The organism is Mycobacterium sp. 94-17 (genome assembly GCF_035617725.1).
Lineage (GTDB): Bacteria > Actinomycetota > Actinomycetes > Mycobacteriales > Mycobacteriaceae > Mycobacterium.
In genome coordinates this window covers 98,507-122,740 of sequence record NZ_JAPIYN010000014.1, presented here as the reverse complement: position 1 = coordinate 122,740, position 24,234 = coordinate 98,507, and the positions used below count along the sequence as shown (strand labels likewise).

At 68.7% G+C, this 24,234-nt stretch carries 25 protein-coding genes and 1 tRNA gene; 14 read left to right on the top strand and 12 right to left on the bottom strand.

Annotated features, from left to right (window positions below; all coding sequences use genetic code 11):
• Positions 1-19 precede the first annotated feature (19 nt).
• From OQ789_RS17180 to aceE, 3 genes are all read right to left on the bottom strand, one after another.
• Positions 20-928 carry an ACP S-malonyltransferase gene (locus tag OQ789_RS17180; protein ID WP_324687231.1) on the bottom strand — a complete coding sequence of 303 codons (909 nt, stop codon included), beginning with the start codon at positions 926-928 and terminating at the stop codon, positions 20-22.
• 140 nt (positions 929-1,068) lie between these two features.
• Complete coding sequence (locus tag OQ789_RS17175) at positions 1,069-2,394, bottom strand: PucR family transcriptional regulator (protein WP_324687230.1); 1,326 nt, start codon at positions 2,392-2,394, stop codon at positions 1,069-1,071.
• Between the two features lie 154 nt (positions 2,395-2,548).
• A complete protein-coding gene (gene aceE, locus OQ789_RS17170) occupies positions 2,549-5,338 on the bottom strand; it encodes a pyruvate dehydrogenase (acetyl-transferring), homodimeric type (RefSeq protein ID WP_324687229.1) in 2,790 nt (929 codons plus the stop codon).
• Between the two features lie 183 nt (positions 5,339-5,521).
• Here aceE and OQ789_RS17165 point away from each other — a divergent pair, with 183 nt between their 5' ends.
• The 7 genes from OQ789_RS17165 to OQ789_RS17135 all read left to right on the top strand — a co-directional run bounded on the left by OQ789_RS17165 (position 5,522) and on the right by OQ789_RS17135 (position 10,325).
• Positions 5,522-6,109, top strand: a complete 588-nt coding sequence (locus OQ789_RS17165; RefSeq protein WP_324687228.1) for a hypothetical protein — start codon at positions 5,522-5,524, stop codon at positions 6,107-6,109.
• An 83-nt stretch (positions 6,110-6,192) separates the two neighbouring features.
• Positions 6,193-6,615: a DUF3052 domain-containing protein gene (locus tag OQ789_RS17160; protein WP_324687226.1), complete on the top strand. Its 423-nt coding sequence runs from the start codon at positions 6,193-6,195 to the stop codon at positions 6,613-6,615.
• On the top strand, positions 6,615-7,076 hold the full coding sequence (locus OQ789_RS17155; protein WP_324687225.1) for a peroxiredoxin: 462 nt from the start codon (positions 6,615-6,617) through the stop codon (positions 7,074-7,076). The genes OQ789_RS17160 and OQ789_RS17155 overlap by 1 nt, the downstream gene beginning before the upstream one ends.
• Before the next feature lie 47 nt (positions 7,077-7,123).
• Positions 7,124-7,198: transfer RNA gene (locus OQ789_RS17150), tRNA-Val, on the top strand.
• Between the two features lie 313 nt (positions 7,199-7,511).
• Positions 7,512-8,459 carry a peroxiredoxin gene (locus OQ789_RS17145; RefSeq protein ID WP_324687224.1) on the top strand — a complete coding sequence of 316 codons (948 nt, stop codon included), beginning with the start codon at positions 7,512-7,514 and terminating at the stop codon, positions 8,457-8,459.
• 72 nt (positions 8,460-8,531) lie between these two features.
• Complete coding sequence (locus OQ789_RS17140) at positions 8,532-9,161, top strand: nitroreductase family protein (protein ID WP_420716138.1); 630 nt, start codon at positions 8,532-8,534, stop codon at positions 9,159-9,161.
• Positions 9,162-9,206: 45 nt separating this feature from the next.
• On the top strand, positions 9,207-10,325 hold the full coding sequence (locus OQ789_RS17135) for an epoxide hydrolase family protein (RefSeq protein WP_324687221.1): 1,119 nt from the start codon (positions 9,207-9,209) through the stop codon (positions 10,323-10,325).
• Between the two features lie 150 nt (positions 10,326-10,475).
• Here the strand turns inward: OQ789_RS17135 and OQ789_RS17130 are convergent, their stop codons facing one another.
• A complete protein-coding gene (locus tag OQ789_RS17130; protein WP_324687220.1) occupies positions 10,476-11,291 on the bottom strand; it encodes an oxygenase MpaB family protein in 816 nt (271 codons plus the stop codon).
• Positions 11,292-11,400: 109 nt separating this feature from the next.
• Between OQ789_RS17130 and OQ789_RS17125 the strand changes: the two genes are divergently transcribed.
• Positions 11,401-11,592 (top strand): hypothetical protein, encoded by a 192-nt coding sequence (locus tag OQ789_RS17125; protein WP_324687219.1) that lies wholly within the window; start codon positions 11,401-11,403, stop codon positions 11,590-11,592.
• A 39-nt stretch (positions 11,593-11,631) separates the two neighbouring features.
• Positions 11,632-12,576 carry a cobalamin biosynthesis protein gene (locus OQ789_RS17120; protein ID WP_324687218.1) on the top strand — a complete coding sequence of 315 codons (945 nt, stop codon included), beginning with the start codon at positions 11,632-11,634 and terminating at the stop codon, positions 12,574-12,576.
• Here the strand turns inward: OQ789_RS17120 and OQ789_RS17115 are convergent.
• From OQ789_RS17115 to OQ789_RS17105, 3 genes are read right to left on the bottom strand one after another with little or no spacing between them, the layout of a single operon-like run.
• Positions 12,558-13,385 carry an SURF1 family protein gene (locus tag OQ789_RS17115; protein WP_324687217.1) on the bottom strand — a complete coding sequence of 276 codons (828 nt, stop codon included), beginning with the start codon at positions 13,383-13,385 and terminating at the stop codon, positions 12,558-12,560. The genes OQ789_RS17120 and OQ789_RS17115 overlap by 19 nt on opposite strands.
• A complete protein-coding gene (locus OQ789_RS17110; protein WP_420716137.1) occupies positions 13,385-13,864 on the bottom strand; it encodes a low molecular weight protein-tyrosine-phosphatase in 480 nt (159 codons plus the stop codon). The genes OQ789_RS17115 and OQ789_RS17110 overlap by 1 nt, the downstream gene beginning before the upstream one ends.
• A gap of 22 nt (positions 13,865-13,886) precedes the next feature.
• A complete protein-coding gene (locus tag OQ789_RS17105; protein WP_324687215.1) occupies positions 13,887-14,591 on the bottom strand; it encodes an HAD-IA family hydrolase in 705 nt (234 codons plus the stop codon).
• 90 nt (positions 14,592-14,681) lie between these two features.
• On the opposite strand from OQ789_RS17105, the gene cobC reads away from it, so the two are divergent.
• The 4 genes from cobC to OQ789_RS17085 are packed head-to-tail and all read left to right on the top strand — an operon-like array spanning position 14,682 to position 18,728.
• Positions 14,682-15,734 carry an Rv2231c family pyridoxal phosphate-dependent protein CobC gene (cobC, locus tag OQ789_RS17100; protein ID WP_324687214.1) on the top strand — a complete coding sequence of 351 codons (1,053 nt, stop codon included), beginning with the start codon at positions 14,682-14,684 and terminating at the stop codon, positions 15,732-15,734.
• On the top strand, positions 15,731-16,879 hold the full coding sequence (locus OQ789_RS17095; RefSeq protein WP_324687213.1) for a Nif3-like dinuclear metal center hexameric protein: 1,149 nt from the start codon (positions 15,731-15,733) through the stop codon (positions 16,877-16,879). The genes cobC and OQ789_RS17095 overlap by 4 nt, the downstream gene beginning before the upstream one ends.
• Positions 16,876-17,613, top strand: a complete 738-nt coding sequence (locus tag OQ789_RS17090; RefSeq protein ID WP_324687212.1) for a zinc ribbon domain-containing protein — start codon at positions 16,876-16,878, stop codon at positions 17,611-17,613. Before OQ789_RS17095 ends, OQ789_RS17090 begins: the two co-directional genes overlap by 4 nt.
• A complete protein-coding gene (locus OQ789_RS17085; protein ID WP_324687211.1) occupies positions 17,610-18,728 on the top strand; it encodes a bifunctional RNase H/acid phosphatase in 1,119 nt (372 codons plus the stop codon). Before OQ789_RS17090 ends, OQ789_RS17085 begins: the two co-directional genes overlap by 4 nt.
• A 3-nt stretch (positions 18,729-18,731) precedes the next feature.
• Here the strand turns inward: OQ789_RS17085 and OQ789_RS17080 are convergent, their stop codons facing one another.
• From OQ789_RS17080 to OQ789_RS17065, 4 genes are all read right to left on the bottom strand, one after another.
• On the bottom strand, positions 18,732-20,684 hold the full coding sequence (locus tag OQ789_RS17080) for an aconitate hydratase (RefSeq protein WP_324687210.1): 1,953 nt from the start codon (positions 20,682-20,684) through the stop codon (positions 18,732-18,734).
• 69 nt (positions 20,685-20,753) lie between these two features.
• Positions 20,754-20,948: a ferredoxin gene (locus tag OQ789_RS17075; protein ID WP_324687209.1), complete on the bottom strand. Its 195-nt coding sequence runs from the start codon at positions 20,946-20,948 to the stop codon at positions 20,754-20,756.
• Between the two features lie 52 nt (positions 20,949-21,000).
• Positions 21,001-22,179, bottom strand: a complete 1,179-nt coding sequence (locus OQ789_RS17070) for a cytochrome P450 (protein ID WP_324687208.1) — start codon at positions 22,177-22,179, stop codon at positions 21,001-21,003.
• Positions 22,180-22,228: 49 nt separating this feature from the next.
• Positions 22,229-22,804 (bottom strand): XRE family transcriptional regulator, encoded by a 576-nt coding sequence (locus tag OQ789_RS17065; RefSeq protein ID WP_324687206.1) that lies wholly within the window; start codon positions 22,802-22,804, stop codon positions 22,229-22,231.
• 46 nt (positions 22,805-22,850) lie between these two features.
• On the opposite strand from OQ789_RS17065, the gene OQ789_RS17060 reads away from it, so the two are divergent.
• Positions 22,851-23,486, top strand: a complete 636-nt coding sequence (locus tag OQ789_RS17060; RefSeq protein ID WP_324687205.1) for a class I SAM-dependent methyltransferase — start codon at positions 22,851-22,853, stop codon at positions 23,484-23,486.
• Positions 23,487-23,489: 3 nt separating this feature from the next.
• Here the strand turns inward: OQ789_RS17060 and OQ789_RS17055 are convergent, their stop codons facing one another.
• Positions 23,490-24,200, bottom strand: coding sequence for a 2OG-Fe(II) oxygenase (locus OQ789_RS17055; RefSeq protein WP_324687204.1), 711 nt, complete (start codon positions 24,198-24,200; stop codon positions 23,490-23,492).
• Positions 24,201-24,234: the final 34 nt, after the last annotated feature.

Sequence of the window (24,234 nt, the reverse complement as noted above, 5' to 3'; positions counted from 1 at the left end):
TACTGGTTGTGCAACGGCTTTAGAGCTCAGCCAAAGCGTCCAGGTCTGCGGGCGACTTGACGGCGCGAGCCGTAACCCCCCGAAGTTCTCTTTTGGCGATCCCGGTGAGGGCGCCTGCGGGCGGAAACTCCACGGCCGCAGTGACTTCCAGCTCACGCAGCGTCGCGGTGCACAGGTCCCAGCGCACCGGCTGGGTCAGCTGAGCCACCAGCGCCTCCATCGCCGCGGCCGCCGACGCGACCGGCTTGCCGTCGCGATTGGACAGCAGCGTGGCGGTGGGCTCGCACGTCTGTACGGAGGCAGCTGCGGCGGCGTAGCCGTCGAGCGCCGAGGCCATGTACTTGGTGTGGAACGCTCCGGCCACACCAAGGGCGCGCACCCGGGCCCGTGCCGGCGGGTCTTCGGCCAGCTTCTCCAGCGCGGTCAGCGCGCCTGCGGCGACGATCTGGCCCGCGGCGTTGCGGTTGGCCGGAAACAGGTCGAGCTGCTCGAGTCGGGCCAAGACGTCGGCCTCGTCTCCGCCGAGCACCGCCGACATGCCGGTGGGCTCGAGGGAGCAGGCCTTGGCCATCTCGGCGCCACGGGTGGCGGCCAGCGCCACGGCGTCGTCGGCGGCGATCACGCCGGCGATCGCGTAGGCGGCGATCTCTCCGACGGAGTGGCCGGCGATGACCAGTTCGGCGTCCGACAGCAGGCCGCGCGCGGTCAGCTCCTGGTGGGCCAGCAGCGTGGCGGCCACCACCAGCGGCTGGGTCACCGCGGTGTCGGTGATCTCTTCGGTCGATGCGGTGGTGCCCAGGCGCACGAGGTCGAGGCCACTGGCCTTGGACCACAGCGCCAGTTGGTCAGCGGCGCCGGCGAGCTCCAGCCATGGCGAGAGCATCCCCTCGGTCTGCGAACCCTGTCCGGGCGCAAGCAATGCAATCACGTGTTTAAGAGAACACTGTGGAAACGGTTTTGGCGGGTGTAACAGATTATGAACCTCGTCTTAGGTTTTTGTGGGGTCCCCACAAAACAGCCCCGTAAGCTACGGGTTTGATATCGCGCCGCGATCTGTTGGCTGGGTCACTATCGCCCGGAATACCCCGCAACAGCGCCTTTGACCGGCAGCGGGATCTCCGGCATGGCGTTGTTGGCGGCTCCCGACGACATCGCGGGATAGTTGAGCTGGCCGACGGTCGCCGCCACTCGCAGGACATATGCGTCGCGCGGCTGCATGGGATCGCGGCCGGTGAAGTCGGTGATCCGCTTGAGTCGGTAGCGCACGGTGTTTGGATGAACGAACAACTTTCTGGCACAAGCCTCAATAGCCCCGCCACAATCTAAGTACGCGTCAAGAGTCTCGATGAGCGTAGGACCCGCCTCGGCGAGCGGGCCCATCACGTCGGTGTGCAGCGCCACGATCGCCGACGTGTCGCCCATCAGGGCGCGCTCGGGCAAAAGTTCCCGTGCCGGGACCGGGCGCGGCGCTCCGCGCCAACCACCGACGGCGTTCATGCCGGATATCGCCTCGCTTGCGCTGTGGTAGGCCGCCGTCAGCATGGGTGCGGTGGGCCCGACGACCACGGGGCCGTCGGCGAATGCCACCAGCAGATCGCCGAGGAATTTGTCGGTGGGTGACAGTTGGCCGGACACGATCGCGACCAGCCAGGTGCCGTGCACGTCGGTGAGGGCCGCGCGCCCGTGCTGCGCGGCGATATCGCGGACGTGCTGGCTGGCGCGCTCACTGTCGACGGGGCCGGTCGTCCCGTCCCGGCCGGGCGCCGGAGTGCCGACGACGACCGTCGCCGGTGCGGTGGTGTCCCAGTTCAGCGCCGCGGCGCGGGACAGCAGCTCGGGGCCGGTGTCGCCGCGGACCACCGCGTCGACGACGCTGGCCTCCATTCGGCTGTCCCAGCTGCCGCGCGCCTCGGCCGCGTTCGCGTACGCGGTGGCGGCGGTGAACGCCAGGTCGCGGCTGTACTTGAGGATGCCCACCGTCAGCGCGGTCAGCTGCTCATCGGAGCGGGCCAGTAGCGGCACCACTTCCTCGAAGAAGTCCATGGTCACGCGCGCCATGTCGACGCTGTGGCGCAATGCGATGCGGCGGGCGAGGTCCTGTGGCACCAGCTCGAAGGCCTGGGCGGTATGGCTGACGTTGCTGTGCGGGTCTTGCATCCACTCGGCGAAGTTGTTGATGGCGGTCTGCACCACCAACGCCATGCTGGCCCGCTGCGACGCCTCCAGCTCGGCGAAGAACGGCAACCGGTCCTGCATCACCGAGACCGCTTCGGTGGCCAGCCGGCCCGAGTACTGCTTCAGCCGGCGCAGAACCGAGTCGGGCACCGTGTCGAGCATCTCCAGCGGGGAGCGGGGCTGCTTGGCGAACGGGCCGGCGAAGGGATTGTCATTCACCCCTAAAACCTACCCGCATTTTCTGGAAGATTCCCCCAAAGGCGGGGCGCGTGGCGTCTCTCGCGGCTCGAGGCGTCTGGAGCGGCTGAGCGTCACGCCAGAGTGACGGTCGACGACAAGTGCCACGCTGGCGTGACGCTCGGTGCGTAAGGGGTCAGGCCACGCCGGGGTCGGATGTCTGCTCCGGCGCGGCCTGCACGTCGTCGATCTTGTACTGGCGGGCGGCGGCGATCGGCACAGACGGGTCGATCTCGCCGTCGCGCGCCAGCGCCTCGAGCACCGCGACCACCTGAGACTCGGCGTCGGTGTTGAAATACCGCCGCGCCGCGGGCCGGGTGTCGGAGAAGCCGAACCCGTCGGTGCCCAGCGTGACGTAGGTGCGCGGCACCCACGGCCGAATCTGTTCGGGGACCGCACGCATCCAGTCCGAGACGGCTACCACGGGCCCGGTGGCGTTCGAGAGGGCCTGCGTGACGTACGGGACACCGGCCGGCCGGTCCGGGTGGCGCAGCTTCGCCTTCTCGACGGCCACGCCGTCGCGGTTCAATTCGCCCCAGCTGGTCGCCGACCAGACGTCGGCGGCGACGTCCCACTCGGCGGCCAGCATCTCGGCGGCCTTGAGCGCCGACGGCATCGCCACCCCGGAGGCCAGGATCTGCGCCTTGTTGGCCCGCTGTTCGGTCGCCACGTGATAGCGGTAGAGGCCCCGCAGCACGCCCTCGGGGTCGAAGTTCTCGGGCTCGGGCGGCTGTACGTACGGCTCGTTGTAGACGGTGATGTAGAAGTAGACGTCCTCGGGGTTCTCCCCGAACATCCGCGCCAGCCCGCTTTCCACGATGTAGGCGATCTCGTAGGCGAAGGCCGGGTCGTAGGCGATCACCGCGGGGTTGGTGCTGGCCAGCAGCAGCGAATGGCCGTCGGCGTGCTGCAGGCCCTCGCCGGTGAGCGTCGTGCGCCCCGCGGTGGCGCCCAGCAGGAAGCCGCGCGTCATCTGGTCGGCGGCGGCCCACAGGCCGTCGCCGGTGCGCTGGAAGCCGAACATCGAATAGAAGATGTAGATCGGGATCATCGGCTCGTTGTGCGTCGCATACGAGGTGCCGGCCGCGATGAACGACCCCACGGACCCAGCCTCGTTGATGCCCTCGTGCAGGATCTGCCCGACTTCACTTTCCTTATAGGCCAACATGAGTTCGGCGTCGACGGCGGTGTACAGCTGGCCGTTGCGGTTGTAGATCTTCAGCGACGGGAACCACGAGTCCATGCCGAACGTGCGGGCCTCGTCGGGAATGATCGGCACGACGCGCGGGCCAACTTCGGAGTCCCGCAACACTTCCTTGAAGGTGCGCACGGTCGCCATGGTGGTGGCGACCTCCTGGGTTCCCGATCCCTTCTTCAGCGCGGCGTAGGTGTCGCGGCCGGGCAGCCGCAGCGCCCTGGCCTTGGTCCGCCGCTCGGGGAGGAAGCCGCCGAGCGTGCGTCGGCGGTCCACCATGTAGCGGATCTCCTCGGCATCGGGGCCGGGGTGGTAGTAGGGCGGCAGGTAGGGATCCTGTTCGAGCTGGGCATCGCTGATCGGAATCCGGATCGCGTCGCGGAAGTCCTTCAGGTCTTGCAGCGCAAGCTTTTTCATTTGATGCGTGGCGTTTCGGCCCTGGAAGTGCGCACCCAGCGAGTAGCCCTTGATGGTCTTGGCCAGGATCACCGTCGGCTGGCCCTTGTGGTCGACGGCCGCGCGGTAGGCGGCGTAAACCTTGCGATAGTCGTGGCCGCCGCGCTTGAGATTCCAGATCTCGGAATCGCTCATGTGCTCCACGAGCGCCTTGGTGCGCGGGTCGCGGCCGAAGAAGTGGTTGCGCACGTAGGCGCCGTCGTTGGCCTTATACGTCTGGTAATCCCCGTCCGGCGTGGTGTTCATCAGATTGACCAGCGCGCCGTCGCGGTCGGCGTGCAGCAGGGCGTCCCACTCGCGGCCCCAGACCACCTTGATGACGTTCCAGCCGGCGCCGCGGAAGTAGGACTCCAGCTCCTGGATGATCTTGCCGTTGCCGCGCACCGGGCCATCGAGGCGCTGCAGGTTGCAGTTGACGACGAAGGTCAGGTTGTCCAGGCCCTCCAGCGCCGCGACGTGCGCCAGGCCGCGGCTCTCCGGCTCGTCCATCTCGCCGTCGCCCAAAAAGCACCATACGTGCTGGTCGGAGGTGTCCTTGATGCCACGGTCGTGCAGGTAGTGGTTGAACCGCGCCTGGTAGATGGCGTTGAGCGGACCCAAACCCATCGAGACCGTGGGGAACTCCCAGAAGTCGTGCATCAGCCGCGGGTGCGGGTAGGAGGGCAGCCCGCCGCCGGCGTGGCTGTGCTCCTGGCGGAAGCCGTCCATCCGGTCGGCGCTCAGGCGGCCTTCGAGGAAGGCGCGCGCATAAATGCCCGGGGAGGCGTGACCCTGGATGAACACCTGGTCCCCGCCGCCGGGGTGCGATTTGCCGCGGAAGAAGTGGTTGAAGCCGACCTCGTAGAGCGCCGCCGACGAGGCGTAGGTCGAAATGTGGCCGCCCACACCGACTCCCGGGCGCTGGGCCCGGTGCACCATGATGGCGGCGTTCCATCGGATCCACGCCCGATAGCGCCGTTCGACGTCCTCGTCGCCGGGGAACCACGGCTCGAGTTCGGTCGGAATGGTGTTGACGTAGTCGGTGGAAGTCAGCGACGGAATGGCGACTCGCTGCTCGCCGGCCCGTTCCAGCAGGCGCAGCATCAGATAGCGTGCCCGTGACGGGCCGGAGCGCTCCAGCAGTTCATCGAAGGACTCCAGCCACTCCGACGTCTCTTCCGGATCGATGTCGGGCAGGTAGGAAGCAACCCCCTCGCGGATCACCCGAACGCGGTCGGGTTCGGTTGTGCCGTTGGGGTTTGTGGCCAGATCGTGGCGCACGAACTCGGTTGTCAACGCACTACTCCTGTTGTTGGCGGAATGTGTGCCGTAACGGGTGGGTCGCACCCTGCCCTCCATCGTGCCGCACCGGTGGTTCGTGCGGATAGCCGACATCGGGTAGCCGGCGGGCGTCACGTGGCGGACACCAACTCGGCGTGTGTGGGGCCGGCGCGCAACCCACCCGGTAACGTCAGGCGTGTGCTCATCCGGTGGCGTGCCGTTCCTCAGACGCAGGTAAAGGCTCTGCCCCGGCGCGGGGCCCTGGCGCTCGGTTGTGTCGCTGTGACGCTGATGGGCATCGTGGGTTGCACCTCCGTCACCAACGGCACGGCCACGCCCGACACCAAGGTCGCGCCGGCCTACCGGCAGTCGGTGTCCGTGTCGGTGTCCGCGTCGTCGGCGACATCACGGGTCCGGGAGTCCCAGCGGCAGCAATCGCTGACCACCAAGGCGGTCCGCACCGCCTGCGCCACGCTGATCACCACCAGCAAGAACGCGATCGACAAGACCAACGAGTTCGTCCAGGCGTTCAACGCGGGCCGCAGCACAGGTCCGCTTGAAGGCCCGGCCATCGAGGCCCTCAACGACAGCGCCACCACGGTGGGCAACAGCTTCAGCGACGCCATGTCGCAGCAGATCAAGGACGCATTCAACGCCTACATCGACGCCGCCCGTGCGGTGGCGAACGCGATCGGCACCCACGCGGGCACCGGTGAATTCAACAAGCGGGTCGATCAACTCAACGACACGAAAAAGAACGCGGTAAAACTGTGCTTGGCGACGTGACGATGCGGAAGTATGGACCAGGTTCTGGCTGTGCGACGATAATCCCCAATCGCACAGCGCGCGGACGTTAAGGAGGCTCCACGGTGGTCGCGGCGGATCACGCCCCGAGCTACGCTCGCAAATTGGGCATCCAACGGGACCAAGTTGTCCAGGAGTGGGGCTGGGACGAAGACACCGACGACGAAATCCGCGCCGCGGTCGAGGAAGCCTGTGGCAGTGACCTGCTCGACGAAGACACCGACGAGGTGGTCGACGTCGTGCTGCTGTGGTGGCGTGACGGTGACGGCGACCTGGTGGACACGTTGATGGACGCCATCGGCCCGCTGGCCGAAGACGGCGTGATCTGGGTGCTGACGCCCAAAACCGGCAAGCCCGGCCACGTGCTGCCGGCCGAGATCGCGGAGGCGGCCCCCACCGCAGGGTTGATGCCGACCTCGTCGGTCAACCTGGGGAACTGGAGCGCCAGCCGATTGGTGCAGCCGAAATCCCGCGCCGGGAAGCGTTGATGCTGCCCGTCGGGACCCCCGCCCCGGATTTCACCTTGCGCGACCAGAATCAACAGCGGGTCACGCTGAGCTCCTACCGCGACGCGAAGAACGTTCTGCTGGTGTTCTTCCCGCTGGCGTTCACCGGGATCTGCCAGGGTGAGCTGGATCAGCTGCGCGACAACCTGCCCGAGTTCGAAAACGACGACAGCGCGGTGCTGGCCATCTCGGTGGGCGCGCCGCCCACGCACCGGGTCTGGTCGTTGGACAGCGGCTTCACCTTTCCGGTGTTGTCGGACTTCTGGCCACACGGCGCGGTCAGCCAGAGCTACGGCGTGTTCAACGAGGACGCCGGCTACTCCAACCGCGGGACGTTCGTTGTCGATCGTGCCGGGATCATTCGCTTCGCCGAGATGAAACAGCCCGGCGAATCCCGCGACCGGCGGCTCTGGACCGACGCCCTGGCGGCCTTGAAGGCCTGACAGTTTGGGGTCCCGGCCGGCGGGCGTGTACCCTGCGGCGGGCACAGGGGCGCGTAGCTCAGTGGTAGAGCTCTGGTTTTACACACCAGCGGTCGGCGGTTCGATACCGTCCGCGCCCACCAGCGAAAGTTCCAGGGAGATAACGGTTTTCCGACTCAAGGAGCGGTCCTCCGCCGACCTCGGATGGGCATTCGGGGTGGCGGCAAGCGCGATTGGCGACCGTCAGGTCCTTCGGGCCCCCCGCAGTTCTGTTCAGCCCCTCGGTGCCGTCATGATGCAGGACTCGTTGCCTTCCGGGTCGGCCATCACGCGCAGTTGAAGCCGTCAATGTCCAGCGTGTTTCCAGGCTCGGTCCACTGACCCCCGAGCGACCCTGACGACCGAATTATCGTCAGTCGCGCTTCGCGCCGAACTCGCCGGCGTTACCCTTTGCCGATGATCGCGGGCGAGAAGGCGCCTGATTTCACTCTGTACGACCACACCGGTCGGCCTTGGACACTGTCCGCGTTCCTTGCCCAAGGGCCGGTTGTGCTGTTCTTCTTCCCGCTGGCGTCGTCACCGATCTGTACAGCTCAGGCTTGTCATTTTCGGGACTTGAGCAACGAATTCGTCATGGTGGGTGCCCAGCGGGTGGGCATCAGTACCGACACCGTCGACAAGCAGGCCCACTTCGCCCAGCAGCGCTCATTCGACTATCCGCTGCTCTCCGACGCGGACGGCGTGGTGTCCGAGCTGTTCGGCGTGCGCCGAGGCAGGCTCGCCAGGCTGCGTAGATCCGTCGTGGCGCGTGAGGGGGCCCGGCGCGGCCGGCACACTCGGCGCCGTGGCCTGCTGGCCCGGCTGCTGCCGGTCAGGCGGACCACATTCGTCATCGACGCCGATCGCACCGTACTCAAAGTGGTCTCCAGCGAGCTGCGCGCGTCGGTGCACGCCGACCAGGCCTTGTGGTTCTTGCAGAACCGCCACGTGTCGCACAGTTCGCCGAACGCCCGGGAGAAGCACACCGACGGCGACCGGTTCACACCGGAATCCGGGGACCAGCCGGGCCTGGTCCGGCCATACACGCTGACGGCAGGCGGTACCGACTCTGGTGTCGAATTGGCGCTCGAGGCGTCGGTCGAAGCGCTCAGCACGACGGCGAAGCCGCCGCACTGGCCGAGAAACGATGTGCGGGGCCAGATTCTGACGTACTGCGTGCACAGCCCGTCGGTCGCGGAGCTCGCCGCTCGTCTGGCATTGCCGCTCGGTGCGACGCGGTTCCTGATCGGCGAACTTGTCACACAGGGTTATCTGCGGGTGCACGCCCCCCTCGTTGACTCGATGACAATCGACGAACGACGTGAACTGATAGGAAGAACCCTGGGCGGCCTACGGGCACTCTGAGGGATCGGGCGTGAGCTTGCTGTAGCCGGCCGTGTTGAAATCATCATTATGACCGAAATAGCACCCCTGAACATGCCCCTCGAAGAGGCGATGCGGACCCAGCGCGCCATCCGTCGTCTCAAGCCCGACCCGGTCGACGACGCGCTGATACTGCACATTCTCGAGCTCGCGATGAAGGCGCCGACCGGTTCGAACGCGCAGAACTGGGAGTTCATCGTCGTCAAAGACCGCGACGTCGTCGCGAAGCTTGGCCGGTTGAATCGCACAGCCATGAGGGCTGCGGGCCCCATCTACAACCGGGCCGTTGCGCGCCGCGGCGACGACAAGATGCCGCGGATTTTGAAAGCGGTGCGATGGCAGGCCGACCACTTCGACGACATCCCCGTGGTGGTGGTGGCATGTCTGAAGGGCTTCGTCGCGCCCTGGCCGCCGATAGCTGCCACCAGTTCCTTCGGTTCCATCTATCCCGCGATCCAGAACTTGTTGCTGGCGGCGCGCGCGGCCGGGTTGGGCGCGGCGCTGATCACCGCACCGCTGTGGAGCACGCTGTTGGTCAGGCGAGTCCTGGGTCTGCCGCGCAATGTCACGCCGTGCGCGGTGATTCCGCTCGGCTGGCCGATGGGCAAATACGGTCCCACGACGCGTCGGCCGGTCGGGGAACTCGTTTCGCTCGATCGATACGGCAATCGGGCGTTCCTGTAGGGGGCAGCGTGCCGCCGGTCATGCGCCCGGAGGCACTATGAACGGGTGAAACCGTTCCGTATCGATGTTTCCGACGACGTTCTCGACGACCTGCGGTCGCGACTGGCCCGTACGCGCTGGCCGGAGGCCGAATGCGTGGACGACTGGAGCCAGGGCGTTCCGCTGGCCTACACCCGCGAGCTGGCCGACTATTGGGCCAACGACTACGACTGGCGATCGCGGGAGGCCGCGCTCAACCGATTCGATCAGTTCATCACCGACATCGACGGTCTGGACATCCATTTCATCCATCAGCGGTCGCCGCACGACGATGCCTTTCCACTGTTGATCACCCACGGCTGGCCGGGCTCGATCGTGGAGTTTCACAAGGTGATCGAGCCGTTGACCAACCCCTCCTCGGGACGCGCCGAGGACGCCTTCCACGTCGTGTGTCCCTCGCTGCCGGGATACGGGTTCTCCGGAAAGCCCACCGACACCGGTTGGGGCGTGGGCAAGATCGCCGACGCATGGGAAACGCTCATGCGGCGCCTGGGGTATGACCGCTACGGCGCTCAGGGCGGCGACTGGGGTGCCGCCGTCACGACGCAGATCGGCCGCAATGCCGGCCACTGCGTGGCCATTCACCTGAACATGCCGATCGGCCGTCCGACCAAGGACTCGCTGACCAACCCGACCGAGGAGGAGCAGCGGGCGCTGGCGGGGTTGGCCAACCACCGCAAGTGGGGTACCGGCTATTCCAAGCAGCAGTCCACCAGGCCACAGACGCTGGGCTACGGGCTGGCCGATTCGCCCGTGGGGCAACTGGCCTGGATCGTCGAAAAGTTCTGGGACTGGGCCGATTGCGACGGACATCCCGAGAACGCACTCAGCCGCGACGAGCTGCTCGACAACGTGATGGTGTACTGGGTGACCGATACCGCCGCGTCCTCGGCCCGCCTGTACTGGGAGAGTTTTGCGGTGTGGGGCGGCGCCGAGCGCGTCGAATTGCCCACGGGCGTCGCGGCTTTCCCCGGGGAGCTGCTCAAGGCGCCGCGCAGCTGGTGCGAGCCGGCCTACAACATCACCCACTGGACGGACATGCCGCGCGGCGGGCACTTCGCGGCATTCGAACAGCCGGAGCTGTTCGTCGAGGATCTGCGCGTCTTCTTCGCGACGGTGCGCTGAGCCGATCAGTCGCGCGAGACGTCCACGATGTTGCTAATCCGCTCTGCGTGGTCTGCCGACCATCGGACCGCTCGCCGAGTACCCGCCGTCCACCGCCAGCCCGGCGCCGGTGATGACGGCGACCTTGCTCTCGATGCGATCCCGTCCCATCTATGCGATCCGCCGGCCCCGACGCGCACGAGATCGCATGTCCCACAGATAGATTTGGTAACCGAGGATCCACGCCCCGTGCGGGATCAGCAGGTCGGCCAGCCGCAGCGCGGTCAGCAGCAGGTCGAAGCGGCGCTGCTGACCGGGTGACCAGTCCAGCCGCATCAACGCGCGGAATTCCGGAGCCAGAAACCCCGTCGTGGCGAACAGGTTGAACGGGCCCGCCAGCACCCGCAATGGCCAGGGCAGGAACGCCAGCGACGCCACGCCGTGCAGGTGTTCGCGGACCGGGGGGTCGATGCGCAGCTCGTCCAGGGAGCGCTTCCAGTACTCGTCGAACGCGTCCCGGTCGGGCGGCAACATTCGCTCGGGCACCTGCAGTGTGGTGCCCAGCCGCCTGGCGTCGGCGTAGACGGCGTCGGCCGTCGCGCCGTCCAGCGGGCCGTGCAGGAACTCGTGCTGGTCGACGAAGTACCGGTACAGGCACGCCGCCACCCACAGCTGCAACTTGGGGTCAAAAGCGTTGTAGGACACCGGGCTCGACGACGTCGATCGGACCTGCCGGTGGGCCACGTCGACCGCGGCACGAATCAGGGCCCGGTCCTCTTCGGTCCCGATGGTCGCGGCCGCCAGGTAGGTGCCGGTGGTGCGGGCGCGCTTGAACGGATGCTTGTAGACGTTGCCGCTGTCTACGGGGCTTTCCAGCACGCCATAGCCGACGCCGGGCAGCGACAACTGCATGATGACGTTCGCGGCGGGCAACAAGGTCGCGGCAGGGTTCAGCAGGTCGGCGACGCGGGTCGCGGGCCGCTTCACCGCGGACCCCGCCTCATGGGCCTCATGCCTTCGAGTAGACCATCGCCGGATCGGCGCGATCAATGCTCTGCGACGTTATATCCGCCCCAGAACGGGCACACCTGGCCGGATGAGCAATTCGAGTCCTCCACCCCCCGACCCGCCCAACCTGTCCCCGAAAGGCAAATGGGGGGTCGCCCCGTCTTCGAGCCCGCAGCTGACGCGCGCCGCCGGCCAGTTCAAATACGGCTTTGGGCTGTGGTGGACGCTGGCCGTGCTGATCGTCCTGGTCATCGCCGTGGTGGTCCTGGTGGTCGTCTAGCCGGGAGGTCCGCCACGCCCGGTGTGAGACGCTGCCGGGGTGGTTGCGAGGCGGACCCGCATCGCGGGCGTGGTGATCGGTTACCTCGCCGATCGCGCGCTGGGCGACCCACGGAGGGGACACCCGGTCGCGCTGTTCGGCAGGGGTGCCGCCGCGCTGGAAAACGTGACCTACCGCGACAGCCGGATCGCCGGCACCGTCCATGCCGGCGCGCTGATCGCGGCGCTGGGCGTGCTGGGCCTGGCGGTGCAACGGGCCGCGGCGCGGCGCGGCCGGGGGTGGTCGATCGCGGTGACCGCCGCCGCCACCTGGGTCTCGCTGGGGGGGACCTCGCTGGCGCGCACCGGCGTGGACATGGCGCAGCGGTTGGACCGCGGAGACCTCGCGGCCGCCCGTGCGCTGCTGCCGTCGCTGTGTGGACGTGACCCGGCGTCGCTTGATTGCGCCGGCCTGGTGCGGGCCTCGCTGGAATCGATCGCCGAGAACACCTCCGACGCCCAGGTGGCGCCGCTGCTGTGGGCGGCGGCCGGCGGCGTGCCCGCGGTGCTGGTGTACCGCGGCGTCAACACCCTGGACTCGATGGTGGGTTACCGCTCGCCGCGCTACCACCGATTCGGTTGGGCCGCAGCAAGATTGGATGACGCCGCCAACTATGTCGCCGCGCGGTTGACCGGGTCGCTGGCGGTACTGCTGGCGCCGCTGGTCGGCGGGTCACCGGCGGATGCGGCGCGCGCCTGGCGCCGTGATGCCGCCCGCCATCCCAGCCCCAACGCCGGCGTGGTGGAAGCGGCCTTCGCCGGGGCGCTGGGCGTGCGCCTGGGCGGTCCCACGCAATACCGTCACGAGCTGCAGATCCGGCCCACACTCGGCGCAGGCCGGGCGCCGGCGGTCGCCGACCTGCGCCGCGCGGTGGCGCTGTCGTTGCTGGTCCAGGCCGGCGCCGCGGTGGCGGCCGGGCTGTGGGGTTATCGCCGGCGGCCGTAGCGGTCGGCGAGCTTGGCCTCCACGGACTCAGGCGCGGGCGCGGGCGCGGTCTCGGGCGGCCACTGTTGCTTCTCCCGGCGGCGGGCGCGGACCTCGGAGTACGCGAAGTAGCCCAAGCCGATCGGGGCGAGGATGCCGAACGCGATCCACTGGATGCCGTAGGACAAAAACGGGCCGGCGTCCAGCTGCGGCACGCCGACCACGCCGAGCCCACCGGGCTGGCCGTCGACCAGCTGCAGGTAGGACCCGGCCAGCGGGACCTTGGTCAGCACCGCGACCTGTTCGGTGTCGATCGAATACACCTGCTGCGCACCGTCTCCCACGAACGGGTCCTTGCCCACGGCGGGGGGCTCGGAAGTGCGCAGCCGCGCCGTGATGGTCACGGCGTCGGCGGGCACGCGGGGGATGGGCGGAACATGAGAGCCCTCCAGGGGCCGCACGTAGCCGCGGTCGACTAGGACGGTGGGTCCGCCGTCGACCACGAACGGCGCCAGCACCTCGAACGCCGGCTTCGAGTCGATCACGCGTAGCCGGGCGAGCACCTGCACGCCGGGCAGGTAGTGTCCGGTGGCGGTGACCTGGCGCCACTGCGCGTCGGGCGCCGCCGAGTTCTGCTGCGGCAGCAGCGTTTTCACCGGCACCGGCGCGGTGTTCAGCGAGGACTCGATCTGGCGGTTCTGCTGCGACGTCCTGCTGTGCTTGCCGAGCTGCCAGGGCGCGAGCACGGTGAAGCACAGGTACGCGAAGGCGACGACCACCAGGGCCAGCACGATCCAGCCCGGGCGCAGCGCGAAGGGCAGGCGGCGCATCACGTGGATCCGTTCCGCGTGAGCCGTTCGTCGACCCAGTCGTGCAGGCCGGGCAGCGCGGCCTCGATGACGGCGTAGACGCGTTCGAAGTCGCCGACGTCGCCGTAGTAGGGATCGTCCACGTCGGGGGTGTGGGCGCCGGTGCGGGGGTCGAAGGATCGCAGCATCCGCACGCGGTCGTCGTCGGCGCCGAGGTGCCGCAGCATCCGGGCGTGGTTGCGGTCCAGCGCCACGACCAGATCCGCGCCCAGGTGCTCGGCGCCGACCTGCGCGGCGCGGTGCTCGCACGCGTAGCCGTGAGCGCGCAACACACCGGCGGCCCGCTCGTCGGCGCGCTCGCCCACATGCCAGTTACCCGTGCCGGCACTGGTCACCCGCACCGCGTCGGCCAGACCGCGCCGGCGCAGCTGGTCGGCGAACATCTTCTCGGCCATCACCGAACGGCAGATGTTGCCGGTGCACACGAACGTGACGTGCAGCCGTGGCGCGTTCGGCTCCGACTCAGACACCCAGCACCCTTCGTAGTTCGTCGATGGTCGCGGCGTGCGTCACGCCGGGAGCGGCGCCCGTGCGGTCGGGGAAGTCGTCCGTGCCGTAGCCCCAGCCGACCACCACGGTGTCGATGCCGTGGGCGGCCGCGCCGTGCACGTCGTGGCTGCGGTCGCCGACCATCAGCACCCGCGAGGGCAGCGGCTCCAGTTGCGACAGCGCGTGGGCCAGCACCTCGACTTTGGTCTTGCGGGAGCCGTCGGGGCTGGCCCCGGCGATGACCTCGAAGTGCCGGTCGAGCCCGAAGTGGGCGAGGATGCGCCGCGCGGTCGGTTCCAGTTTGGAGGTGGCGACGGCCAGCCGGACACCGGCGGCGCGCAGATCCACCAGCAGCGCCTCGATCCCGTCGAAGAGCGTGTTCCTCGCCCAGCCCCGGGTGCCGTACTCGGCGCGAAACGCCGCGATCGCCGCCTCGGCATCGTCGCCGAGCTCCATGGCCCGGAAGGTGTCGTCCATCGGCGGGCCGACGATCCGCGCGGCGAGGTCGCCGGGTGGCACCGGGGCGCCGATGTGCTCGAGCGCATGCAGGAAGCTGGCGACGATCCCCTCCGCGGAGTCGGTCAGCGTGCCGTCGAGGTCGAAGATCACCAGCTGCGCCCCGGCCGTCGAGGGGGCGTCGCCGGGGGCCCGGCGATCGGCTGACGTTGTCCCTGTCACCGCACCATTGTCCTCGATGGGCGCGGCCGGGTGCGATGGTGTTGCCGGTGCTCCTCCGGGCGGCCCGGTCGGCGCACTAGTGTTTCACGGATGGCGAGTCTGAACCTGAGCCCGCCTGCGGCGCGCTACCACGGCGATCAGGCCGTCGCGTCCGGGATGCTGGATTTCGCCGTCAACGTCCGTCACGGCCGACCGCCGGACTGGCTGCTGCGACGGCTGGCGGAGCGGCTGCCCGACCTGGCGCGTTACCCGAGCCTCGGCGACGTGCAGCGGGCGCAGGACGCGGCCGCCGAGCGACACGGCCGGACCCGCGACGAGGTGCTGCCGCTGGCCGGGGTCGCCGAGGCGTTCGCCCTGCTGGGCAACCTGCAGCCGCGGCGGGCGGCGATCATCGCGCCGGCGTTCACCGAGCCGGCCGTCGCGCTGACGGCGGCCGGGGTGCCGGTGCACCATGTGGTGCTGGAGCCGCCGTTCGGCCTGGCCGGCGTGTCCGTCCCAGACGACGCCGACCTGGTGGTGGTGGGTAACCCGACCAACCCCACCTCGGTGCTGCACACCCGCGACCACTTGCTGGCGTTGCGCAGGCCCGGACGGGTCCTCGTGGTCGACGAAGCCTTCGCGGACTCGATTCCCGGAGAGCCGCACTCGCTGGCCGGCGACGCGTTGCCCGACGTGCTGGTGCTGCGCAGCCTGACCAAGACGTGGGCGCTGGCCGGGTTGCGGGTGGGTTACGCACTGGGCTGCCCGGAGGTGCTGGCGCGGCTGACCGCGCGGCGGGCGCACTGGCCGGTGGGAACGCTGCAACTGACGGCCGTCGCGGAGTGCTGCGGCGCCAGCGCCGTCGCCGACGCGGCGGCCTGGGCGAGGGAGTTGACCCGGCTGCGTGCCGAGATGGTGGCGGGGCTGAGAAGGGCGGGCGCCGAGGTGGTCGACGGCCGGGCCCCGTTCGTGCTGTTCCGCACGCCCGATGCGGTGCGGCTGCGAAAAACTCTGCATGACAGGGGAATTGCCATTCGTCGCTGTGATACGTTCGTCGGCTTGGACGAACGATATCTACGGGCGGCGGTGCGCCGGGAGTGGCCGCAATTGGTGCAGGCGATGTCGGATGCGGTCACCCCGGACGGCATCGGGGGACAGCGGTGAGCGCGCGGCTGGCCGACGTCATCGCGGTGCTCGATGAGGCCTACCCGCCGCGGCTCGCCGAATCCTGGGACTCGGTGGGCCTGGTGTGCGGCGACCCCGACGACCAGGTGCAGTCGGTGACCGTCGCGGTCGACCCGACGCCGGCGGTAATCGACGAAGTCCCGCAAGCGAGCCTGCTGCTGGCGCACCATCCGCTGCTGTTGCGAGGGGTGGACACGGTGGCGGCCAGCACCCCCAAGGGCGCGCTGGTGCACCGGCTGATCCGGACCGGGCGTTCGCTGTTCACCGCCCACACCAACGCCGACTCGGCCCGTCCCGGGGTCTCCGATGCGCTGGCCGCGGCCCTCGGCCTCGCCGTCGAGGCCCCGCTCGAACCGGCGTCGGGCGGAGCCGATCTCGACAAGTGGGTCGTCTACGTGCCGGGCGAGAACGCGGAAGCGGTGCGGGCGGCCGTGTTCGCGGCCGGGGCCGGCCACATCGGGGACTATTCGCACTGCAGCTGGACCGTCAGCGGCATCGGGCAGTTCCTGCCGCACGAAGGCGCCTCGCCCGCCGTGGGCAGCGTCGGGAAGGTGGAGCGGGTGGCCGAAGACCGGTTCGAGGTCGTCGCCCCCGCGCGTAGGCGGGCCGCGGTGCTGACGGCGCTGCGCGCCGCGCACCCCTACGAGGAGCCCGCCTTCGACATTTTCGCCATGGTGCCGACCCCCGGCGACACCGGACTGGGTCGTATCGCGACGCTGGCACACCCGGAACCGTTGCGCGACTTCGTTTCCCGCGTGAGCGCGGCGTTGCCGCGGACCTCGTGGGGGGTGCGGGCTTCGGGAGATCCCGACATGCCGGTGGCGCGCGTCGCCGTCTGCGGCGGCGCGGGGGATTCGTTGCTGGCCGCCGTGGCCGGCGCCGGGGTGCAGGCCTATGTCACGGCCGACCTGCGCCACCACCCGGCCGACGAGCATCGCCGCGCCTCCGATGTGGCCCTGATCGATGTGGCACATTGGGCGAGTGAATTCCCTTGGTGTGAACAGGCCGCCGGCCTGCTGCGGTCGCGTTTCGGTGCGGAGCTCCCGGTGCGGGTGAGCTCGATACGCACCGACCCGTGGAACGTCGAGCGGGTAGGCAACGAGTCCCGGGGAGTTGGGTTATGAAAGCCGAAGTGGCACAGCAGCGTTCACTACTCGAATTGTCGCAACTGGATGCCGAGTTGTCCCGGATCGCGCACCGGGCCGCGCATCTGCCCGAACAGCAGACCTGCGAACGGCTGCAGGCGGAGATCGACGCGGCGGGTGACCGGATGGCCACGCTGCGCATCGCCATGGACGACGTCGACGCCCACGCGTCGCGGCTCGAGTCGGAGATCGAGTCGGTGCGCCAGCGGGAGGACCGCGACCGCTCGCTGCTGCAGTCCGGGGCGACCGACGCCAAGCAATTGTCGGACCTTCAGCATGAGCTGGAGACACTGCAGCGCCGTCAAACCAGCCTGGAGGACTCGCTGCTGGAGGTGATGGAGCGGCGCGAGGAGCTGCAATCGCAGCTGGACGCCGAGCAGCAGACGCTCACCTCGCTGCAGGCCGAGATGGCCGCTGCGCGCGAGGCTCTCGACGCCGCGGTCGCCGAAATCGGCGAGGCCCGCGAGCTGCACTCCTCGCGACGCGAGTCGCTGAGCGCCGGGCTGGATCCGGCGCTGTCCGCCCTGTACGAACGCCAGCGGGCCGGCGGAGGCGCGGGCGCCGGGCAGCTGATGGGGCGGCGGTGCGGCGCCTGCCGGCTCGAGATCGACCGTGGCGAATTGTCCCGCATCTCCGCGGCCGCCGAAGACGACGTGGTGCGCTGCCCGGAATGCGGCGCGATTCTGCTGCGGGTCAAGGGATTCGATCAGTGAAGGTCGTCATCGAGGCCGACGGCGGATCACGCGGTAACCCGGGCCCGGCCGGATACGGTGCGGTGGTCTGGAGCCACGACCGCACCTCCGTACTGGCGGAGGCCAAGCAGGCCATCGGGCGGGCGACCAACAACGTTGCCGAATACCGGGGTCTGATAGCCGGTTTGGACGGCGCCCTGAACCTGGGCGCCACCGAGGCCGCCGTGCACCTGGATTCCAAGCTGCTGGTGGAACAGATGTCCGGGCGCTGGAAAGTCAAGCACCCCGACCTGATCGAGCTGCATGCCCAGGCCCGAGACCGGGCCCGGCGGTTCGCAAAGATCAGCTACTCGTGGATTCCGCGGGAGCGCAACACCTATGCCGATCGGTTGGCCAACGAGGCGATGGACGCCGCGGCCGAGGCCGACGACGAGGCGGAAGAGGCCGCGCCGGTCGGACAATCCGCTGCGGCGGCCAAACCCGAACCTGCCGCCCCGTCGGGACCCGGCTGGACCGGCGCGCGCGGCACTCCCACCCGGCTGCTGTTGCTGCGACACGGCCAGACCGAATTGTCGGTGCAGCGCCGCTATTCGGGCCGCGGCAACCCGGCGCTCACCGAGCTGGGGCGGCGGCAAGCCGATGCGGCGGCGCGCTATCTGGCGCAGCGCGGCGGGATTTCGGCGGTGTTCGCCTCCCCGCTGCAACGGGCTTACGACACCGCCGCGGCGGCGGCCAAGGCGCTGGGCCTGGACGTGACCGTCGACGACGACTTGATCGAGACGGATTTCGGCTCCTGGGAGGGGCTGACATTCGCCGAGGCCGCCGCGCGCGACCCCGGGCTGCACGGTCAGTGGCTGCGCGACACCGGCACCGCGCCGCCGGGCGGGGAGAGCTTCGACGCGGTGGCCGCTCGGGTGTCGAGTGTTCGCGATCGGATCGTCACCGCACACCAGGGCACGACGGTGCTGGTGGTGTCGCACGTGACCCCCATCAAGATGCTGCTGCGCGAGGCGCTGGACGCCGGGCCCGGCATCCTCTACCGCCTGCACCTCGACCTGGCTTCGCTGAGCATCGCCGAGTTCTATTCCGACGGAGCGTCTTCGGTGCGGCTGGTCAACCAGACGGCGTACCTGTAACCGTCACTCCCGCTCTTGGTTGAGTCGTGGGATCAAGCCGCCGGCCAGCACATCCTTGACTTGTCGCGGCGAGAGTCGATGCCGCACCGCGAACGACGATTCCTTGCTGACATTGTCGACCTGCAGCACATCCTCTTTGTCGAGCGTGTGCAGATCTTGCAGGCGCAGGTTGTCGTCCTGATCGATGGAGTCGTAGTCGTCGGGATCCTCGAACTCGAGCGCCAAAATCCCGTAGTTGGCCAGGTTTTGCCAGTGGATGCGTGCGAAGGATTTGGCGATGACAACGCGCAACCCGAGGTAGCGCGGCGCGATCGCGGCGTGCTCACGTGAGGAACCCTGGCCGTAGTTGTCTCCGGCGACGATGATGTGCCCACTGTCGCTTGCCTTCTCCGCCCGTTGAGGGTAGGAGTCGTCGATCCGGGTGAAGCTGAACATCGCGAGCTTCGGGATGTTGGACCGAAATGGGAGGGCCTGCACGCCGGCCGGTGAGATCTCGTCGGTGGAGACGTTGTCGCCGACCTTGAGCAGCACCGGTGCTTCGAGTTCGTCCGGCAGCGCTGACAGCTCGGGCAGGCTGGAAATGTTCGGCCCCTTCACGGGTTCGACACGTTGTGCCTCCTCGGCGTCCAGCGGCGGCACCAGCATCGTGATATTGACTGAATTATATTCGGGCAGATTGAGTCTCGGATACTCCATCTGTTCCTGATCGGCCCAGTCCCGCGGATCGGTGATCACTCCCGTCAGCGCCGATGCGGCGGCGGTCTCGGGCGAGCACAGCCAGACCGCGTCCTCCTTGGTGCCGGAGCGGCCGGGGAAGTTGCGCGGCATCGTGCGCAGCGAGTTGCGACCGACCGCGGGAGCCTGGCCCATGCCGATGCAGCCCATGCAGCCCGCCTGGTGGATGCGCGCGCCGCCCACCACCAGATCCAGCGTCGCGCCCATCTTGGTCAGGTCGGCCAGGATCTCGCGGGACGTCGGGTTGATGTCGAAGCTGACCTGCGGGACCGTCTGGCGCCCCGCCACCATCGCGGCCGCGATCGCGAAGTCGCGCAGCCCCGGGTTGGCGCTGGAACCGATCACCGCCTGGGCGATCTCTTCGCCGGCCACCTCCCGGACGGGTACCACGTTGCCCGGTGACGACGGTTTGGCGATCAACGGCTCGATCTGGGACAAGTCGATGGTGTCCTCGACGTCGTAGCCCGCGCCCTCGTCGGCGGGCAACTCTACCCAGTCGTCCTCGCGTCCCTCGGCGCGCAGGAAATCGCGCACGGCCTCGTCGCTGGGAAACACCGTCGTCGTCGCGCCGAGTTCCGCCCCCATGTTGGCGATCACGTGGCGGTCCATGGCCGTCAGGCTCTGCAGGCCCGGGCCGTGATACTCGATGATCCGATTCACCCCGCCCTTGACGTCGTGGCGGCGCAACATCTCCAGGATCACGTCCTTGGCCGAACACCATTGGGGCAGCTCACCCTCGAGCCGCACACCCCATACCTCGGGCATGCGGATGTGCAGCGGCCGCCCGCTGATCGCGAGCGCCACCTCGAGACCGCCGACGCCGATCGCGAGCATGCCCAACGATCCGGCCGCCGGAGTGTGGGAGTCGGACCCCACCATCGTCTTGCCGGGGATGCCGAAGCGCTGCATGTGGGTTGGGTGCGAGACGCCGTTGCCCGGCTTGGAGAACCACAGGCCGAAACGTTGCGCCGCGGTGCGCAGGTACTCGTGATCCTCGGCATTCTTCTCGTCGCCCTGCAGCAGGTTGTGGTCGACGTACTGCACGCTCACCTCGGTGCGGGCGCGATCGAGCCCGAGCGCCTCGAGCTCCTGCATCACGAGCGTGCCGGTCGCATCCTGGGTCAGCGTCTGATCGATGCGGATCGCGATCTCTTCTCCCGGCGACATCTCCCCGGACTCCAGATGCGAGCTGATCAGTTTGTGAGCGACATTCATGGCCATACCCGGGGTTACCCGGTACGGCCGCTTTTAGCGCAATTCGATGGCCGACGTGAGGCGCCGGCCCGACGTTCAACGAGCCAGCGTGATTGCGCTCTCCGGGCAGTTCTGTTCGGCCGTGGCGGCCTGGGCTTCCAGCTCGCCGGACACCTCGTCGATCAGCACCAAGCAGTGGCCGACCTCGTCGGCGTCGAAGACGTCGGCCGCCAAGGTGTAGCAGCGTCCGTGGCCGGTGCAGCGTTCCGGGTCGACGGCTACGCGAATCATTTGCGCCGCTCCTCCTCATCGCTTCGCTCTGCATCATCGCCGGCGCGGTGAGTCATGTCACCGGAAAGACCAGCGGCAGCGACTCCACCGAGCGCAGCGCCGCGGTGTAGGCCAGCTCGGTGCCGGGCTTGATCTCGTAATCCGGTATCCGCCGGTGAAATTCGCGCAACGCCACCCGCAGTTCCATGCGAGCCAGGTGCGAGCCGAGGCAGCGGTGCGGGCCGCCCCCGAAGGCCCGATGCCGGTTGGGGTTGCGGGTGAAGTCCACCAGCTCCGGGTCGGCGAACTCGGCCGGGTCGGTGTTGGCCGCCCCCAGCAACGGGCTGACCCGCTCGCCCTTGCTGATCGGACAACCGCCCACCTCGACGTCCTGCATGGCGACCCGGGCGACGCCGGGCACCGGTGTCTCCCAACGCAACAACTCCTCGACCGCGCCGGGCAGTACGTCTGGCTGCTCGACGAGCTGACGACGGTGGTCGGGGTGACGCGCCAGGTAGACGAAGAAACAGTCGAGCGAGTCGGTGACCGTGTCCAGTCCGGCGATGAGGAACAGAAAGCAGATGTCGAGCAGCTCGTCGCGCGACAGCGGTTGGCCGGCCTCGTCTTTGAAGTTCGCGGCGATCATCGCGGACAACACGTCGTCGCGGGGGCGGGCGATGTGGTCGTCGATGGCGCGGTCGAAGTAGTCGTAGATCTGCTGGGCGACACCCGCGGAGCTCTCGTGGCGGCGGTCGAAACCCGGGTCGCCCTCGGGCCGGATCACGCCGTCCTTCCACACCAAGAACTGGTCGAGGTCGTCCAGCGGCAGGCCGAGCAGCTGCAGAAAAACGGTGCAGGGCAGCGGCACCGCGAACTCGGCGTGGAAGTCGCATTCGCCGCGGCCGCCGAAGCGATCGATCATCTCGTTGACCAGCTCGCTGACGCGGGGTTCGCGCCGGGCCATCTCCCGCGGCGTGAACAGGGGATCGAGGATGCGCCGGTACTTCGCGTGCTCGGGCGGGTCGATCTGCAGCGGGATCAGGGGCCGTACGTTACCCAGATCGACCGCATCCATGTTCGACGAGAACAGCTCGGTGTGTTTGAGCGCCATCTCGATGTCGGCCAGGCGGCTGAGGACGACCGCCTGCGGTGACCGGAATACGGGGCTGGTTTCGCGCAGCGCCTTGTACATCAGTTGCGGCTCGGCGAGCCCCGTGACCGCCTGGTCGACGAAACTGTCGGCTTCTGTCATCTGGTCAGCCTGGCACCGACGTGCCTATTGGGCAATGGTCTAATGCGGATCAACTGTGCAGGTGGAGCCGCTCGCCGTGCGCGCCGAAGATCATGATGGCCTCCACCGGCGCGTCCACCGCTCCGAACCAGTGCGGCGTCCATGTCGAGAACTCGACGGCCTGGCCGGGGTCGATCGTGAAGTCGCGGTCGCCCAGGACGAGTCGCATCCGGCCCGAGAGCACATACATCCAGTCCTGCCCCTCGTGCACCGGCAGCTCGGCGGGCGGCGTGCGGCGCCGCGCGCCGACGCGGACCTTGAACGCGTGTAAACCGCCGGCGGGTCCTTGGCGAGTCAAGGGCCAATAGGTGACGCCGTGATGGGTGTGCGCGGTGCCGCGCACCCGCGGGTCGGGAGTCGGCGGCGCTTGCAACAGTTCGTCGGTGCTGACCGCCAGCGCCCGGGCCAGCCGGGGCAGGTGATCCAGTGCCAGCCTGCGTTTGCCGGATTCGAGGCGGCTGAGCGTCGAGACGTCGATGCCGGCGCGCTCGCCGACCTCGTGCAACGTCAAGCCACGCTGCCTGCGCAATTCGCGGAGTCGCCGCCGCACCACGAGGTCGATGTCAGAGGTGTCTTTTGCCTGCATGGCAATCTAGCTTGGCAATGGCGTCTGGCATAGGCAAGCTTGCGGCATGGACGATTCGTGCAAACCTGATGACGCTCGGGTGTTCTGGGAGGAGCGCTACAGCTCGGTGGAGAAAGCGTGGAGCGGACGGGTCAATCCTCGCCTGGCCGAGGTCGCGGCAGACCTGCCGGCGGGCCGGGCCCTCGACCTGGGCTGTGGGGAAGGGGCCGACGCGCTGTGGCTCGCCGAGCGCGGCTGGGAGGTAGTGGCCGTCGATATCTCGGCCACCGCGCTGCAGCGCGCCGCCGCGGCGGCATCAGCACGGAACATGCTCGCGCACATCGACTTTCAGCGGCACGACCTCAACGACGGCTTCCCGGAAGGAACCTTCGACCTGGTGTCCGCGCAGTATCTGCACTCGCCCGCCCGGCTGGAGCGCGACGGTGTGCTGCAGCGTGCCGCCGAGCGGGTGAATCCCGGTGGCGTGCTGCTCATCGTCGACCACGCGGGGCCCCCGCCATGGGCCGAGCACCACGAGCACCACCACTTCGCCGGTATCGAGGAGGTCCTCGCGGCGCTGCACCTGGAGGCGCCGGGCTGGACGCGACTGCGGACCGAGACCGCTGACCGCGAAATAGTATCTCCGGCAGGGGAAGTCGGCACGCTGGCCGACAATGTGATGGGGTTGCGACGAGCCGGTTAGCGTTTACGCCGCGTCGTGAAAGATCAACCCCATCGCATAGCGCTCACCGGAGCGAACGACCGAAACACCGTGGCGCACCGGCGCCGCGGACCAACCCCGGGCCGAGGGCACCGGCCGTTCACGGGTGGTGAAGACGTACCCGTGCCCCTGCGGCAGTTGGGTTGCCATGCCGCGGGATTGGGCCCGCAGCCGTTGTTCGACGAGCAGGAATTCGCCGCCGGTGTAGTCGGTGTCGGGGCTGCTCAGGTTGACGACCACCTGCAGCGGGAAGACCAAGTCGCCGTACAGGTCTCGATGCAGTGCATTCCAGTCGCCCGCACCGTATTTCAGCATCAGGGCGGTAGACTTGCTCTGGCCGGCGGCGTGACAGGTGGCGAGCCAGTCGCCGAGGCTGTCCGGCCAGGGCGCGTCCCGGCCGAGCCTGCCCCACCAGTCGCGCGCTATCGGCAGCAGCCGGGGGTAGAGGGCCTGCTTGAGCTGTTCGATCGGTTCGGGGTAGGGCGCGTGAAAGTAGCGGTATTGCCCGGCACCATAGCGTTTGGGCGCCATGTCGACGGTCGACCGGAACAGGCCGTCGTCGGAATACAGCGTGCGTAGCCGGGCCGCTTCGCCGGGCGTGACGAGCCGCGGCAGCAGCGCGCCGCCGTACTCGTCGACCGCGGCTGCGATGGCGTCCCAGTCGCCGGAGTCGACACGCTTCTTCCACCGGTCCATCGACTCCACGATAGAGCCGCGCGCGTCACCGTAG